Annotated in this window: 14 protein-coding genes and 1 riboswitch; of the genes, 11 read left to right on the top strand and 3 right to left on the bottom strand. The window is 69.1% G+C overall.

Annotated elements, in window-relative coordinates; genetic code table 11:
- Window positions 1-23: 23 nt before the first annotated feature.
- Genes GSI01S_RS00070 through GSI01S_RS00060 form a run of 3 tightly spaced genes read left to right on the top strand, consistent with a single transcriptional unit; the run spans window position 24 to window position 1,854 of the window.
- Window positions 24-836: a class I SAM-dependent methyltransferase gene (locus GSI01S_RS00070; protein WP_006894187.1), complete on the top strand. Its 813-nt coding sequence runs from the start codon at window positions 24-26 to the stop codon at window positions 834-836.
- The gene (locus GSI01S_RS00065; protein ID WP_006894186.1) at window positions 823-1,182 is read left to right on the top strand and encodes a cupin domain-containing protein; all 360 of its coding nucleotides are present in this window, start codon (window positions 823-825) and stop codon (window positions 1,180-1,182) included. The genes GSI01S_RS00070 and GSI01S_RS00065 overlap by 14 nt, the downstream gene beginning before the upstream one ends.
- Before the next feature lie 18 nt (window positions 1,183-1,200).
- Window positions 1,201-1,854, top strand: coding sequence for a helix-turn-helix domain-containing protein (locus GSI01S_RS00060; RefSeq protein ID WP_006894185.1), 654 nt, complete (start codon window positions 1,201-1,203; stop codon window positions 1,852-1,854).
- A gap of 30 nt (window positions 1,855-1,884) precedes the next feature.
- On the opposite strand, the gene GSI01S_RS00055 is transcribed toward GSI01S_RS00060, so the two are convergent.
- Window positions 1,885-2,760, bottom strand: a complete 876-nt coding sequence (locus tag GSI01S_RS00055; protein ID WP_006894184.1) for a DNA-3-methyladenine glycosylase family protein — start codon at window positions 2,758-2,760, stop codon at window positions 1,885-1,887.
- Window positions 2,761-2,851: 91 nt separating this feature from the next.
- Window positions 2,852-4,237: a dihydrolipoyl dehydrogenase gene (gene lpdA, locus GSI01S_RS00050; protein WP_006894183.1), complete on the bottom strand. Its 1,386-nt coding sequence runs from the start codon at window positions 4,235-4,237 to the stop codon at window positions 2,852-2,854.
- Window positions 4,238-4,351: 114 nt separating this feature from the next.
- Between lpdA and GSI01S_RS00045 the strand changes: the two genes are divergently transcribed.
- From GSI01S_RS00045 to GSI01S_RS00030, 4 genes are all read left to right on the top strand, one after another.
- Window positions 4,352-4,933: a TetR/AcrR family transcriptional regulator gene (locus GSI01S_RS00045; RefSeq protein WP_006894181.1), complete on the top strand. Its 582-nt coding sequence runs from the start codon at window positions 4,352-4,354 to the stop codon at window positions 4,931-4,933.
- Complete coding sequence (locus tag GSI01S_RS00040; protein ID WP_006894179.1) at window positions 4,930-6,198, top strand: NADH:flavin oxidoreductase; 1,269 nt, start codon at window positions 4,930-4,932, stop codon at window positions 6,196-6,198. Before GSI01S_RS00045 ends, GSI01S_RS00040 begins: the two co-directional genes overlap by 4 nt.
- A 232-nt stretch (window positions 6,199-6,430) precedes the next feature.
- A complete protein-coding gene (locus tag GSI01S_RS00035; protein ID WP_006894178.1) occupies window positions 6,431-7,789 on the top strand; it encodes an MFS transporter in 1,359 nt (452 codons plus the stop codon).
- 37 nt (window positions 7,790-7,826) lie between these two features.
- Entirely contained in the window at window positions 7,827-9,872 is a 2,046-nt protein-coding gene (locus GSI01S_RS00030; RefSeq protein WP_006894177.1) for a prolyl oligopeptidase family serine peptidase, read from the top strand.
- Here GSI01S_RS00030 and GSI01S_RS00025 read toward each other — a convergent pair.
- Entirely contained in the window at window positions 9,824-10,534 is a 711-nt protein-coding gene (locus GSI01S_RS00025) for a rhomboid-like protein (protein WP_006894176.1), read from the bottom strand. The two genes, GSI01S_RS00030 and GSI01S_RS00025, sit on opposite strands and share 49 nt — an antisense overlap.
- A 94-nt stretch (window positions 10,535-10,628) precedes the next feature.
- Window positions 10,629-10,685: riboswitch (cobalamin riboswitch) on the top strand.
- Between the two features lie 83 nt (window positions 10,686-10,768).
- Here GSI01S_RS00025 and GSI01S_RS00020 point away from each other — a divergent pair.
- From GSI01S_RS00020 to GSI01S_RS00005, 4 genes are all read left to right on the top strand, one after another.
- Window positions 10,769-11,965 carry an ABC transporter substrate-binding protein gene (locus GSI01S_RS00020; protein WP_006894175.1) on the top strand — a complete coding sequence of 399 codons (1,197 nt, stop codon included), beginning with the start codon at window positions 10,769-10,771 and terminating at the stop codon, window positions 11,963-11,965.
- Complete coding sequence (locus GSI01S_RS00015; protein WP_006894174.1) at window positions 11,962-13,035, top strand: FecCD family ABC transporter permease; 1,074 nt, start codon at window positions 11,962-11,964, stop codon at window positions 13,033-13,035. Before GSI01S_RS00020 ends, GSI01S_RS00015 begins: the two co-directional genes overlap by 4 nt.
- Window positions 13,032-13,856, top strand: coding sequence for an ABC transporter ATP-binding protein (locus tag GSI01S_RS00010; protein ID WP_006894173.1), 825 nt, complete (start codon window positions 13,032-13,034; stop codon window positions 13,854-13,856). Before GSI01S_RS00015 ends, GSI01S_RS00010 begins: the two co-directional genes overlap by 4 nt.
- Before the next feature lie 401 nt (window positions 13,857-14,257).
- Complete coding sequence (locus GSI01S_RS00005; RefSeq protein ID WP_006894172.1) at window positions 14,258-15,508, top strand: MCE family protein; 1,251 nt, start codon at window positions 14,258-14,260, stop codon at window positions 15,506-15,508.
- The last annotated feature ends 14 nt before the right edge of the window (window positions 15,509-15,522 follow it).

The raw sequence follows: 15,522 nt of genomic DNA, 5'->3' as shown, positions 1-15,522 counted from the left end.
CCGCTGAATAGGCAGGAGTGGTCATGTCCGATCCGCATACAGGAGAGCTCCCTCTGTCCGACCGCCGCGACGAGGATCTGCCCGGCCACTGGCTGCTCGCCAAGGTCGGCAAGCGCGTGCTGCGGCCCGGCGGCCGCGAGCTCACCGCCGCCTTGCTCGACGATGCCGCGCTCGCCGGCGCCGACGTGGTGGAACTGGCACCGGGCCTCGGCAAGACCGCGGTCGAGATCCTCGGCCGCCGGCCGCGGAGCTACCTCGGCGTGGAAGCCGATGAGCAGGCCGTCGCACTGACCGCGGCCGCGATCGGCGACCGCGGCCGAGTGGTTCACGCCGACGCCGACGACACCGGGCTCGATGCGGCGAGCGCCGACGTCGTGGTCGGCGAGGCGATGCTGACCATGCAGTCCGATCGAGGCAAATCCGCCATCATCGACGAGGCGTTCCGAGTGCTGCGTCCCGGAGGCCGATACGCCGTGCACGAGTTGTCGCTGCATCCCGACACCCTGCCGGACGACGCGAAGACCGAGATCCGCAAAGCGCTGGCACGCTCGATCAAGGTGAACGCCCGCCCGCTCACCGAGGCCGAGTGGCGCGAGGCTCTGGAGCGATCGGGGTTCGTCGTCGAGCGTGTGCGGTTCGCGCCGATGGCGCTCCTGGAACCCGCACGGATGATCGCCGACGAGGGTGTGGCCGGGACACTGAGGATCGCCTTCAACGTGGCCCGCAACCCGTCGGCGCGCAAGCGGATCCTGGGGATGCGCAAGGTGTTCGCGAAGTACCGTGACCAGATGGCCGCCATCGAAGTGATCGTGAGGAAACCCGATGTCGAGCAGTGAGACAGCGGGCAGAGAGACGGCGGCGGCGCCGTTCACCTATCTGACCGGACTGAACGCACCCAACACCGGGGACACCGGGTCGAAGCCGGCGGTGAAGCGGATCCACCGGAGCGATACCGAGACCGTCGTTCGGCTCTCCTTCCGCGCGGGACAGGAGATGCCCGACCACCTCGCCGCCCACCCGATCGTGGTGCTCGGCCAGTCGGGCGCCGTGGACTTCACGGTCGCGGGCGCCACCGTCCGGCTCGAACCCGGCACCGCGATCCGGGTCGACGCCCGGGTGACCCACTCGCTGCACGCGGTCACCGACGGTGCGGTAACACTGGTGATGATCCACGGAAGCTGACATCAGGAGGGGGTCGCCATGCCCGTGCGCCCTCGAGACCGAGCCCGCGCGCTCCTCGCCGACGCCCCGGACGGAATGGACGCGCATGAGGTGGCCGATTCGCTGGGCGTTCACGTCACGACCGCCCGGTTCCACCTGAACAACCTGGTCGACGAGGGTTCGGCCGTCACCGAGACCACCGAACCCCGCGGCGTCGGGCGGCCGCGCGTGGTCTACCGCATCGTGCCCGCCCCGTCCGCCGACGAACTCGTGCACCTGCTGCTGCGCCGCATCGGCGAGACCGAGGCCGAACGCGAACGGGTCGCCGCGGAGACCGGCCGACTCTGGGCACGCGGCCGACGTGGTGCCGACGTCGATGCGGTCGCTGTCCCCGACCCGGTGACGGTGGTCGAGGCGATGCTGACGCGGCTCGGCTTCCGGGTGACCGATGCGCTCAGCGCATTCGGCGAGCACCAGTTGTCGGTCTGCGGCTGCCCGCTGCAGAGCATCGCGTCACGTAATCCCGAGATCGCCCACGGCATCGTCCGCGGCGCGGTGGAGTTCGCACTCGAGCAGGCGTCGCCGGCACTGGGAGGCGCCTATGCCGTCGACGTCTCGCCCGATTCGGCCGGCGACTGCGAACTCGTGCTGCGGTTGTCCGGAGTTCACACCCCTGCAGTTCGCACCACCTGAAGTTCGCACCCCTGCACGCTGACTCGGATGTCAGAACGAGCGGTAGTCGCGCACCGGCATCCGCGGTCCGCGACGGGCCGGCATCCCCGCACCCAGCTCGCACAACCGGATCACCCGATAGCGTTGGCCCGCATACGGTTCCAGCAACTCCAGCATCCCGTCGTCGTCGACCCGCTCGCCGATCAATGCGAGTCCGACGACCGACGGAGTGTGATAGTCGCCCACCGGGACCGCGTCCGGGTCACCGACCGCGCGTATCCGGGTGTGCGCGGCGGTCCACGGGCCGATGCCGCGAAGGGCGGTGAGGCGGTCCGCCTTCCGCTCCACGTCGACCGTCGCGGCGGCTCTGACGGTCCGAGCGCGCACCGGTTCGAGCCCGCTCCGGTGCCAGTCCGACTCGGTGATCTCCCGCCACCTCGGGCGCGGCGGCGGCACCCTCATGTCGGCCGGGACCGGCCCGGGCGCGCGGTCGCCGTATCGGGTCAGCAGATAGCGCCAGGCCCGGTAGGCCTCGTCGCCCACCACCTTCTGTTCGAAGACCGCCGCCACCAGGGCCTCCCAGACGCGGTCGGTGCGCCCGATGCGGAGGTCGGGAACCCGTTCCGCCAGACGTGCGACCGCCCGATCGAGGGGGGTCAGCGCCGCGGGGTCGTCGTGCGCACCCAGCATCGCCGGCACGTTCTCGACGAGCCAGCCCGCGCCGGGCCCCCACGCCCGGGCGAGCACCGAACCGTCGGCGCGGCCCGCGACCGCGAGCGTGCCGGGACCGTCGGGCGTGTGGACCGCGCGCCACACGGATCCGTCGGTCGCCACCCGGTACGCCGGATCGGCCCGCCCCCGGCGGTGCAGTGAGAGCATCGCGCGCACCGGAACACGCCATCCGGGCGTCCACTCGCGCTGCAGCATGCCACCCATTGTGCGCGCGGACCGCAGACGCGAGGGCGCCGCACCGGGTGTCGGTGCGGCGCCCTCGCCGAGCGGATCTGAGCGGGTGTCGCTACAGGTTGATCATGTGACCGATCGCGCCGTGGAAGGTCTCCTGGAGAGCCTCGCTCATCGTCGGATGGGTGTGGACGTTGCGGGCCAGTTCACGAGCGGTGAGGTCCCACTTCTGCGCCAGCGTCAGTTCGGGCAGCATCTCGGAGACGTTGTCGCCGACCAGGTGGCCGCCGAGCAGTTCCTCGGTCTCGGCATCGGTGATGAGCTTCACGAAGCCGGCCGGGGCGGCCAGGCCCTGAGCCTTGCCGTTGGCGCTGAACGGGAACTTGGAGACGGTGATCCGGTAGCCCTCGGCCTCGGCCTGCTCCTCGGTGAGACCGAACGACGCGACCTGCGGCTGGCAGAACGTGGCGCGCGGCATCATCCGGTAGTCGCCCAGCGTCATCGTCTCGGCGCCGGCCATGGTCTCGGCGGCCACGACGCCCTGCGCCTCGGCCACGTGGGCCAGCTGCAGTTTGGCGGTCACGTCGCCGATCGCGTAGATGCCGGGAACGTTGGTGCGCATGTGGTCGTCGATCGCGATGGCGCCGCGGTCGGTGAGTGCGACACCGGTGTTCTCCAGGCCGTAGCCCTCCACCCGGGGAGCGAAGCCGACCGACATCAGGACCTTGTCGACGGTGATGCTTCCGTCGGCGCCCTTGGCGTCCTTGTACGTCACCGTGACGTTGTCGCCGTTGTCGTCGACGCTCTGCACACCGGTGCCGGTGAGAATCTTGACGCCGAGCTTCTTGTAGGCCTTCGCGATCTCCTTCGAGACGTCGGCGTCCTCGTTCGGCAGCACGCGCGGCATGAACTCGATGATGGTGACGTCGACGCCGTAGTTGGCGAGTACGTACCCGAACTCCATGCCGATGGCGCCGGCACCCACGATGACGATCGAGCCGGGCAGATCGCGGGTGAGGATCTGCGTCTCGTAGGTCACCACGTTGTCGCTCAGCGCGACGCCCGGGAGCAGCTTGACGGTGGAACCGGTGTCGATGATGACGTTGTCGAAGGTGATCTCCCGATCTCCGACGACGATCGTCTCAGCGTCGCGGAAGACGCCGTATCCGTCGATCTCGGTGATGCCGTTCTTCTTCATCAAGAAGTGAACGCCCTTCACGATGCCGTCGGACACCTTGCGGCTGCGGTCGAAGGCGGCTCCGAAGTCGAAGCTCACCTCACCGCTGATACCGAAGGTCTTGGCCTCGTGATTGAAGACGTGTGCGAGTTCGGCGTTGCGCAGCAACGCCTTCGAGGGGATGCACCCGACGTTGAGACAGACACCTCCCCACCACTTCTCTTCGATGACGGCGGTCTTCATGCCCAGCTGGGCGGACCGGATCGCGGCCACGTACCCACCGGGACCGGCTCCCAGGACAACTGTTTGAAAATGTTCAGCCACGCAGTTCAGCGTACTTCTCCCCTGTGTGCCACGCAGGTGTCCGGTCACGCTCAGTCACGCATCACAATTCAATCAGTGATTGAAACGCTGATTGAAATGTGATCTGCTCAACAGATGCCCGTCGACCCGACTGCCGCCACCACACGCTCGCGCCTGTTGGACGCGGCCGAACGACTCCTCACCGCCGTGCCCTACGACGACCTGTCGGTGCGGGCGGTGTGCGGCGAGGCCGGCGCCAACCCCGCGGCCGTGCACTACCACTTCGGATCGAAGGAGGCCCTGGTCGCCGCGCTGCTCCAAGACCGCCTCGAACCGGAATGGTCCGACCAGCTCGACACACTCCAAGCGGGTCCGCGCACCGTCACCGACATCGTCGAGGCGATTCTCGACCCGCTCATCGCGTTGCAGGCCGCCCCCGAGACCGCACCCCTGGTCCGCACCCTCGCCCAATTCGTGCTCACTCATCCGCGAGCGCCGTGGGACAGCCGGTGGTTCCAGCTCGACGTGTGGACCGAACTGCTCACCGCCACCGTGCCCGGCCTGGACCCCGACGTCGCACGACGCCGCTGGCGCTTCGCGTTCGGCCTGATGATGACCGAGTTCGCCGCACCCCGGGAGATCTCCCCCGACAACGTCGCAGCCCTGTCCGACTTCCTCATCGCCGGCCTCGCCGGCCTACCGAAAGGCATTCGATGACCACCAGCCCGAATCCGAAAGATCCCGCACCGAGAGCCGGGAACGACCCGCTGAGCCCAGCTGTGCTCGGACCGCTCACGCTCCGGAACCGGATCATCAAGTGCGCGACCTTCGAGGCCATGACGCCCGACGCACTGGTGACCGACGAGCTCATCGAGTTCCACCGCGAGGTGGCCGCGGGCGGCGCGGCGATGTCGACGGTCGCCTACTGCGCGATCGCGCCCGAAGGCCGCACCGACCGCCATCAGATCTGGATGCGGCCCGAGGCGGTCCCGGGCCTGCAGCGGCTCACCTCGGCGATCCACGCCGAAGGCGCTCTGGCCGCAGCTCAACTCGGGCACGCCGGGCCGGTCGCGAACGCCGTGTCCAACAGGCTTCCGGCGCTCGGTCCGGGCCGGATCCCCGCGCCGATGGGCATGTCGCTGACCGCGAAGGTCGCGCGCGACGACATCCCCGGACTGGTGCGCAAGTTCGCCACCGCCGCGCGGCTGGCCGTCGACAGCGGGTTCGACGGCTTGGAGATCCACTGCGGCCACAACTACCTGCTCAGCGCATTCATGTCACCGCTGCTGAACCACCGGCGCGACGAATACGGCGGCTCGGCCGTGAATCGCGCCCGGTTCGCCCGCGAAGTCCTCGAAGCGGTGCGCAACGAGGTCGGCGACGAGGCCGCTGTCTGGGCCAAGCTCAACATGTTCGACGGCCTCGGCAAACCCGCCCGCGGACGCGGTGGCAGACCTTGGAGCTGCACCAATCTCGACGATGCGATCAAATACGCCGAACTGTTCGAGAGCGACGGGTTCATCGACGCCATCGAGCCCACCGCGGGGAGTTCGCTGCTGAATCCGATGTACCTGTTCCACGGCGAGCCGCCGCTGGAATCGTTCGCCGAGGCGATGGCCGGACCGGTCAAGACCGGTATGAAGCTCGGCGGCCGTCTGTTCCTGAAGCACTATCCGTACACCGACACCTACCTGCTTCCGCTCGCCCGCGAACTCCGCAGGGCGGTGTCCCTGCCGCTGATCCTGCTCGGCGGCGTGACCGATCACGCATCGATGCGGACGGCGATGGACGAGGGCTTCGACTTCGTCGCGATGGGCCGCGCGCTGCTGCGCGAGCCGGATCTGCCGCACCTCATCGAGGCGGACCCGTCCACCCGCAGCAAGTGCGTGCATTGCAACCTCTGCATGCCGACCATCTACTCCCACACCCGCTGCCCGATCCGGACCGGAGAGGTCCCCGATCCGCTGACCGCCGCAGGCTGATTCCGGCCGTCGCGCGGACCGCGGGACCACCCGCCCCGCGGTCCGCGCGGTTTCCACTGGTCCGCGAAACGTGATAGGCAGGATTAGTCCGTTCGGGTCACTGACCCGAGAGTCGATGGGCCCTACCGGCCGGGGGAAGTGGTAGTCAGATCCGCGGCGCTCCACGTCGCCGCCGTCGAATGAATCCAGTTCGCCCGACCCGAGAAACGACTATCGACAATTCGGAGGTCAGATGACTGACTCGACCGTCTCCACCGACGCCACCTCCACGGCGACGCTCCGGAAGGCGATCGCGGCGTCCGCGATCGGCAACGCCACCGAGTGGTACGACTACGGCGTCTACGCCGCGACCACCACCTACCTCACCCAGGCGTTCTTCCCCGGCCACCTCGGCACCATCGGCACCATGCTCGGCTTCGCCGTCTCCTTCGTGCTCCGGCCGCTCGGCGGCTTCGTCTGGGGACCGATCGGCGACCGCCTCGGCCGCAAACACGTCCTGGCGCTGACGATCCTGCTGATCTCGCTGGCCACCGCGCTGATCGGCGTACTGCCGACCCACGCGTCGATCGGTATCTGGGCTCCGATCCTGCTGATCGCACTGCGAGTGGTGCAGGGCTTCTCGACCGGCGGCGAGTACGGCGGCGCGGCCACGTTCATGGCCGAGTACGCGCCGGCCGACAAGCGCGGACGGTACGGCAGCTTCCTCGAGTTCGGCACCATGGCCGGCTTCGCCTCGGGAACCGCCATCGTCCTGCTGATGAACCTCGGCCTGAGCGAGTCGCAGATGCAGGAATGGGGCTGGCGCATCCCGTTCCTGATCGCTCTCCCCCTGGGTCTGGCCGGCCTCTACCTGCGGTCGCAGCTCGACGATCCGCCGCTGTACACCGATGTGGAGAAGAAGGTCGCCGATCCGGGCGGAATCACCGGTCAGCTGCGTCAGACGCTGGTGCACTACTGGAAGCCGATCCTCATCATGTTCGGCATGGTGGTCGCGCTCAACATCGCGAACTACACCCTGCTGGCCTACCAGCCGCAGTACCTCAAGGGCACCATCGGCCTGAGCGAGGACACCGCCTCGGTGGTGGTCCTGATCGGCCAGGTGGTGATGATGCTGCTCATCCCGGTGTTCGGCATGTGGTCCGACAGCACCGGCCGCAAACCGATGTGGCGGGTCTCCCTCGTGGGTCTGTTCGTCTTCGCGCTGCCGATGTACTGGCTGATGGGCCAGGGTTTCGGATGGGCGATCGTCGGATTCGTCGTGCTCGGCGTCCTCTACATCCCGCAGCTGGCGACCATTTCGGCGACCTTCCCCGCGATGTTCCCCACTCACGTGCGCTATGCGGGCTTCGCGATCTCGTACAACCTGTCCACCGCCGCCTTCGGCGGTACGGCACCCCTGGTCAACGACGCCGTCGTCGACCAGACCGGCTGGAACCTTTTCCCGGCCGTGTACATGATGGCCGCGTGCGTGGTGGGCGGTATCGCCCTCAGCTTCCTGCGCGAGACCGCCGGTTGCTCGATCGCCGGAACCAAGACTCCGGGTGCCGAGCCGGTCGAGGACGCTGTCGAGACCTCGCGGGTGGGCGCGTAGCCCGCCACCGGAAGGCCGCCGCGCCGGCGCCGGTACGTTGGACACCGTGACCGACGACGATCCGTACCTGTGGCTCGAAGACGTGACCGGCGACGACGCCCTGCGGTGGGTGCGTGAGCACAACGCTCCCACCGTCGCCGAGCTGACCGGCTCGGAGCGCTTCGCCGAACTCGAAGCCGGCGCCCTCGAAGTGCTCGACAACGACGAACGCATTCCGTACGTGCGCCGGCGCGGCGGCTTCCTCTACAACTTCTGGCGCGATTCGGCGCACCCGAAAGGTCTCTGGCGGCGTACCACTCTCGACAGCTACCGCTCCGCCGAACCCGAATGGGACGTCCTGATCGACGTCGACGCCCTCGCCGCGGCGGAGGGTGAGAACTGGGTGTGGTCGGGCGCCACCATGAACCGGCCCGAGTACGACCGCGCGCTGATCTCGCTGTCTCGAGGCGGCGCCGACGCGGCAGTGGTGCGGGAGTTCGACGTACTCGCGCGGGACTGGGTGGACGACGGCTTCGTCCTGCCGGAGGCCAAGTCGTCCGTCAGCTGGATCGACCGCGACACGGTGTACGTCGGCACCGACTTCGTCGAGACGCCGGACGGGCTGCCCGCGCTGACCTCCTCCGGTTATCCGAGGACCGTCCGGCGCTGGTCGCGTGGCACCGACGTGGCGGACGCCCCGACGGTCTTCGCGGGCGAGGTGTCCGACGTCGCCGTCGGCGCAGCCTGCGACCGGACGCCCGGCCATGTGCGGCACTTCGTCTCCCGGTCGGTGGACTTCTTCAACGAGATCGCCTACGAACTGCGCGGCGACGAACTCCTCCGCATCGACGTGCCGACCGACTCGCACTTCGACGTCCGGCACGACTGGCTGACCGTCCTGACGCGGTCGCCGTGGACGGTCGACGGCCAGGAGCATCCGGCCGGAGCGCTGCTGCTCTTCGATTACCCCTCGTACCTGTCGGGCGACCGCACCCACCGCGTGCTGTTCACTCCCGACGCGCACACCAGCCTGCAGGACCTCGCGTACACCCGCTCGCACCTGGTGATGGTGACGCTGCACGACGTGGCCACCCGCGTCGAGCTTCTCCGCTTGGGCACCTGGGAGTCCGAGCCGCTGAACGGGCTGCCCGAACTCGCGACGATCGGCGTGCTCGACACCGACCCCGATCACAGTGACGAGATCTGGTTGTCGGCCAGCACCTTCGTCCAGGCCCCGAGCCTGCTCCAGGGTTCCACGTCCGAGGGGGTGTCGGTCATCAAATCGTCCCCCGAGTTCTACGACGCGTCCGCCGTGTCGGCGCAACAGTTCTTCGCCACGTCCGACGACGGCACGGCCATCCCCTATTTCGTCGTCAAACGCGACGACGTGGCGTCCGGTCCCACCCTGCTCTACGGATACGGCGGCTTCGAGAACTCGATGACGCCCAGCTATCTCGGTATCGCCGGGCGGAGCTGGATCAGCCGGGGCGGCATCTACGTGATCGCGAACATCCGCGGGGGCGGCGAGTACGGCCCGGCCTGGCACACGCAGGCGCAGAAGGCCGGCCGACACCTGGTGTACGAGGACTTCGCGGCGGTGGCCCGCGACCTCGTGGGGCGCGGACTGACCACCCCGGCCCGGTTGGCCGCGCAGGGTGGCTCCAACGGCGGTCTGCTGATGGGGGTCATGGCCACCACCTATCCGGACCTGTTCGGCGCGCTGGTGTGCCAGGTCCCCCTGCTCGACATGCGCCGGTACCACCTGTTGCTCGCCGGAGCGTCGTGGATGGCCGAGTACGGCGATCCGGACGATCCGGACGAGTGGGAGTTCATCTCGAGGTACTCGCCGTATCAGCGGCTGAGTGCCGACGCCGCCATGCCCGAGATGCTCGTGACCACCTCGACTCGGGACGACCGCGTGCACCCCGGCCACGCCCGGAAGTTCGCGGCGCGGATGGAGGAACAGGGTCACCCGGTCCGGTACTACGAGAACATCGAGGGAGGGCACGGCGGCGCGGCCGACAACCGCCAGGCGGCGTTCAAATCGGCGCTGGCCTACGAGTTCCTGTGGCGCACAGTCGGAGCCGCGGCTCCGGAGCGCTGACGGAGCCGGCGCACCGTCGCCTCGACGTCCAGCATCGGCCGTCCCCGGGCCATCGGATACCACGCGAAACCGATGAGCAGCGCGCTCGCGTGACCGATCGCCGTGAAGGTCACGGGAGCCACCGCCAGCGGTGCGCAGAAGGCGACCGTCGCCCCGGCGACGTACACCCACCGCCGCGGCCGCGGAAACCGGTAGGCCAGGATGCCGATCACCGATGCCATGAAGTAGCTGACCCCGACGTCGATGGCGTAAGTGAGCGACGGATTGGCGTCGCCGCGCGCGATCTCGGCGCCGACGAGCCCCTGGCTGACCAGGGTCGCGAGAATGTGTCCGCTCAGGCCGACGACGACGAACCGCCGACTGCCGAGCCAGCGTTCCGCGGGCACCAGGAAGACGGTGAATCCGACGACGTACGGAATCCAGTACGCGCCGTCGAGCCAGAACAGGCTGCCGAAGATCGCACGGACCGGATCGTGCAGCAGGTTGTCGATGTTCGTCGACCGTTTGCCCAGGATCCGGTCCAGCCGCTGCGGCGACACCCGGTGCGCCACGATGGTGGTGGCCAGCAGGATCACCAGCCACGCGTAGGTGACCGGCGCGCTCCGAATCCATCGCGCGACGGCGCCGAGGCCGCGGCGCCACCTGCTCCGAACGCTGGTCACCGTCTCACGGTAGGCCCGCCGACCACCGCGCGCCAGATCTGCCCGCGAACCGCGCGTGTTAGATTTGCGCCGTCCAGCACGCGATGCCAGACGAGGAAATCCGGTGCGATTCCGGTGCGGTCCCGCCACTGTGGTCTGCCCGGCAGGAGACGATCCCCGCGGGCGGCAGCCAGACCCTCCTGCGTCGCGCCACCGAGATCCCGGGGGCGGAGCCTCCCCGAGGGAGGTCTGCACGTGCGATCACCACGCATCGGCGCCCTGCTCGCGAGCATCGCCGTCCTCATTCCGCTCGGTGCGAGCGCTTGCTCGTCGCCGGCGCCCCGCTCCGCGGGAGCCGCACGCGACTGCATCACCGACTTCGACCCGTCGAAGGACTACTTCCCGGAGAAGTCGACGATCGAGGACGCCACCGGCCTGACCATCGAGTATCACCGCTCGTACCAGGTCGTTACCGTGGCGCATCCGGCGCAGGGAGCGCCGCCCGCGTCGTACGTTCTGGTGCGATGCGGCGCCCCCGCCCCGGAGCTGACCGGAGAACTCGCGGACGCGCCTCAGGTCGAGGTTCCCGTGCGGACCGTCTACGCGGGCTCGACGACGCATCTGCCGGGACTCGCCGCTCTCGGCGCGGCCGATGCGGTGACCGGGGTCGCGACCACCGGCTTCGTCTCCACTCCCGAGATCGTCGAGCGGATCGACGCAGGGAAGGTGCAGCAGTTCACCGACGCCGGCGCCGTCAACGCTGAGAAGGTGATCGCCGGACGCCCGGACGTGCTCGTGACCGACGGCAGCGACAGTCCGGCCTTCGGCAAGATCCGCGACGCGGGCATTCCCGTCCTCGCCGACGCCGACTGGCTGGAGGAGAGCCCACTCGGCCGCGCCGAATGGCTCAAGTTCTTCGCCGCCCTCACCGGCACCGAGAAGCAGGCCTCGAGCGTCTACCAGAACATCAAGTCCCAGTACCGCAGCGTGGCCGACCGGCTGTCGGGAGTGCCGAAGACGCCGGTCCTGCTCGGCTCGATCGCCAACGGCTCGTGGACCATGCCCTCCGGGGGCAGCTACTTCGGCAAGCTCGTCGCCGACGCCGGCGCCACCTATCCGTGGATCGACGATCGCGCCGCGGGCAGCCTGCAGTTGTCGATCGAATCGGTCATCGCCCGCGCCCGTGATTCCGCCGTGTGGCTGCTGAGCGACCCGACGGTGAACTCTGTGGCCGATCTCGACAAGCAGGATCCGCGGTACCGCGCCTTCGCCGGTCCGGCGAAACAAGCGTGGAACAGCACCAAGGCCGTCAATTCCGGTGGCGGCAACGACTACTGGGAGACTGGTGTGCTGCGCCCGGACCTCGTGTTGGCGGACATCGCCGCAATTGCGCACCCGGATCTCTTCCCGGGTCATGCCTTCGAGTTCTACCTCCATCTGCCGCAGCGATGACACCGGTCCGGACCTCGGCGGCAGCCCGGCGACCACGCGCCCGATCCGGGGTCTGGGTCGGACTCGCCGTCGCACTCCTCGCGTCGCTGCTGGTGGCCGCCGCGGTCGGATCGGTCGCGATCCCGCCCGCGGAGACGCTCCGGGTACTGACCGGCGGTCACGCGCTGGACGCGGGGAGCGACTTCATTCTGCGCGAGGTGCGGCTGCCGCGGATCGCGACTGCCGCGCTGGTCGGCGCCGCGCTCGGAGTGGCCGGTCTGCAGATGCAGACCCTGTTCCGGAACCCCCTCGCCGATCCCTATGTGCTCGGCGCCAACTCCGGCGCCAGCCTGGGCGTGGCGCTGGTCGCACTGGGCGGCGGAGTCACCGGCGCCGCGACCTTCGCCGGCGGCCTCGCGGGCTGGGGACGAGCGGGAAGCGTGGTGGCCGCCGCCTTCGGTGCCGCGGCGGTGCTGGGACTGATCCTGCTGTTCGCGGTCTGGGTCCGCAGCGCGGTGACCCTGCTGCTGATCGGCGTGATGATCGGTGCCGTCACCGGCTCGCTCGTCGCAGTCCTCATCGTCTACGCCGATCCCGACTCGGTCCAGAAGTACATGATCTGGGGCCTGGGGACCTTCTCCGCGACGTCGTGGTCCGACCTGCGCGTCGCCGCACCGGTGATCCTCGGTGCCGTCCTGCTGTCGTCGACCTCGATGCGAGCGCTCAACGCCCTGCTGCTCGGCGAGGAGTACGCGCGGTCGATGGGCGTCGACCTGCGTCTCACCCGCACCGTCACGCTGCTGTCGGCCGCGGTTCTCACCGGTGTGGTCACCGCGTACTGCGGACCCGTCGGATTCCTCGGTCTCGTGATTCCGCATCTCGCGCGCGGAGTGTTCCGCACCTCGAATCATCGGGTGATTCTGCCCGGATGCGTCCTCGTGGGAGCGCTGCTCGCGATCTGGTGCGGCATCGTCGCAGATCTGCCGGGTAAGGACAGTTCGCTGCCCCTCAACGCGGTCACCGCTCTGATCGGCGCGCCGGTGGTCATCACCGTTCTGCTGCGCGGTCGTGGGAACGGCGGTGCGGTATGACGGCCGGTCTCACCCTCGCCGGGCTGACCATCGGCTACCGGGGCCGACGGCCGGTCACCATCGCCTCCGATCTGACCGCCGAGGCGCAGGTGGGCCGGTTGACGACACTGATTGGTCCGAACGGCGCCGGAAAGTCGACACTGCTGCGGACCGTCTGCGGTCTGGAGCGACCACTGTCGGGATCGGCTCTCCTCGCCGACGGCACCGACGTCACACGCATGAGGCCGGCCCGGCTGGCTCGCCGGATCGCGACCGTCGGGACCCAGATCGTCGACCCGGGCCGGCTCACCGCGCGAGAAGTGGTGGAGCTGGGCCGGACTCCCTATCTGGGCGCCACCGGCCGGCTCGGCGCCCATGATCGCCTGCGCGTCGACTGGGCGCTGGAGGCCGTTCGCGCTGCGGCGCTGGCCGACCGCCCCTTCCACGACCTGTCCGACGGCGAGGCGCAGCGCGTCCTCGCCGCCCGCGCCCTCGCGCAGGATCCGGAACTCCTCGTGCTCGACGAGCCGACCTCACACCTGGACGCACCGTCGCGCGTCGAGTTCTTGGATCTGCTGAGTACGCTGGCCCGCGAGCAGCGTCTCACGGTCCTGGTGTCGTCCCACGAACTGGAACTGGCGATGCGCCTCTCGGACGCGATCTGGCTCCTCGCCCCCGGCGGCGTGATGCACACCGGCACCCCGCTCGACGTGGCCTCCTCCGGCGCCGTCTCCGCCGCCTTCGATCGAGGCCGGCTCCGCTTCGACCCGGAGAGGTTCGTCTTCGAGGTGAAGGACGGTTCGTCGCAGCGTCCGGCGGTCGAGCCTCCGCCCGCCGGCTGACCGAGCCTCCCGCCCGCCGGCCGAGCGAGCCTCCCACCCGCTGGTTGAGCGAGCCTCCCGCCCGCCGGCCGAGCGAGCCTCCCGCCCGCCGGCTGAGCGAGCTTCCCGCCCGCTGGTTGAGCGAGCGCAGCGAGTCGAAACCATCCGCACCCGCACGCCCACCCACCGTGACACACCCCGCCCCCTGCCCTCTCCTCCCGCCGCCTCACTCCGAATCACCACTGTTAGCCGCCCCACTCCCGACATACCGGGCTTGCCTCGCTTCCGACCCCTGCGTTTAACATCAGCAAGCACCGACGGTCACGATGTCATCGCAGATCGTCGGCATTCTTCTGCCGTTAATTCCTACGCTCCTGGATGAATCACGGGCGTTCGAACTCGTCCGACCGGAAAGGGATTGCATGCCGCCGCTCAGTCGTCTCGTGCGCACCCAGTTGATCGTCGTGCTGCTGATCGGATTGGTGGCGTCGGTCTACGGCGGCATCCGATACGCGCGCCTCGATCAGGCGGCAGGCGTCGGGGTGTACCACGTGACCGTGCGGATGCCCGACTCCGGCGGACTGTTCGAGCAAGCGCAGGTCACCTACCGCGGCGTCGAGATCGGCCGGGTGCAGAAGATGTCGATCGTCCCGGGCGGGATCGACGTCACTCTGGCCCTCGACTCGAGCGAGGCGAAGGTTCCGGCCTCGGCGGTCGCCGTCGTCGCCGACCGATCGGCGATCGGAGAACAGTTCCTGGATCTGCAGCCGCCCTCCGACGCGGGACCGTACCTGCGCGACGGCTCGGTGATCGACGAGAACCGGCTGCCGCCTCGGCTCGACGAAGTGGTGCGGTCGGCCATCGACCTGACCGACACGATCCCCGTCGATGCGCTGCGCAGAACCGTCACCGAACTGGGCGCGGCGTTCAACGGCCGCGGAGACGACATGAGCCGGCTCGTCGACTCCCTCGACCGTCTGTCGAAGGAGGGCGTCGAAAGCCTCGACGAGACGATCGGGCTCATCACCTCCGCCGACTCGGTTCTGGCGACCCAGAACGAGCAGTCCGACGAGATTCTGCGCTGGTCGAAGAATCTCGACGCGGTCACCGCGACGCTGGCGTCATCGGATCCGGCGGTCCGCCGGATCCTCACCGACGGTCCGCGCGCTGCGTCGGCGCTCTCCCGTCTCCTCGACGAGACCGGCGACGAGGCCACCGAACTGATCGGCCGGCTCGGCGGGACGGTCCACGCGATCGCTCCGGCGTCCTATGCCGCCGAGCCGACGTTCTGGATGCTCTCGGCACTGTCGGCGGGCAGCCATACGGCGGCCTCGCCCGACGGTTCGATCCGATTCGGAATCGTGCTCGAAACGGGGAACCCGCCGTCGTGCACGCGCGGCTACGAGAGCACCGCGAAGATGATCGCTGAGATCAAGCGCAAGAACCCGGATTTCGACCAGCGCTACGACGACTTCCCGTTCAACACCGATGTGCACTGCACGGTGCCGACCGGCAGCCCGACGGCGGTCCGCGGCGCGAACAACGCTGCACTCGCCGATCCCGCCTACGCGCAACCGTGGGATCACACGGCCAAGAAGGACCCGGACAAGTTGAACCTCAACCCCCTCGCCACTCAGCTCGCGCAACTCATGGGCGTGCGACCGCGATCGTGATGGGGGGTCGGGGG

It is taken from the genome of Gordonia sihwensis NBRC 108236, from assembly GCF_000333035.1.
Classification (GTDB): domain Bacteria; phylum Actinomycetota; class Actinomycetes; order Mycobacteriales; family Mycobacteriaceae; genus Gordonia; species Gordonia sihwensis.
Note: the sequence above shows the minus strand (reverse complement) of the source record. Positions and strands in the feature narration are given on the sequence as shown.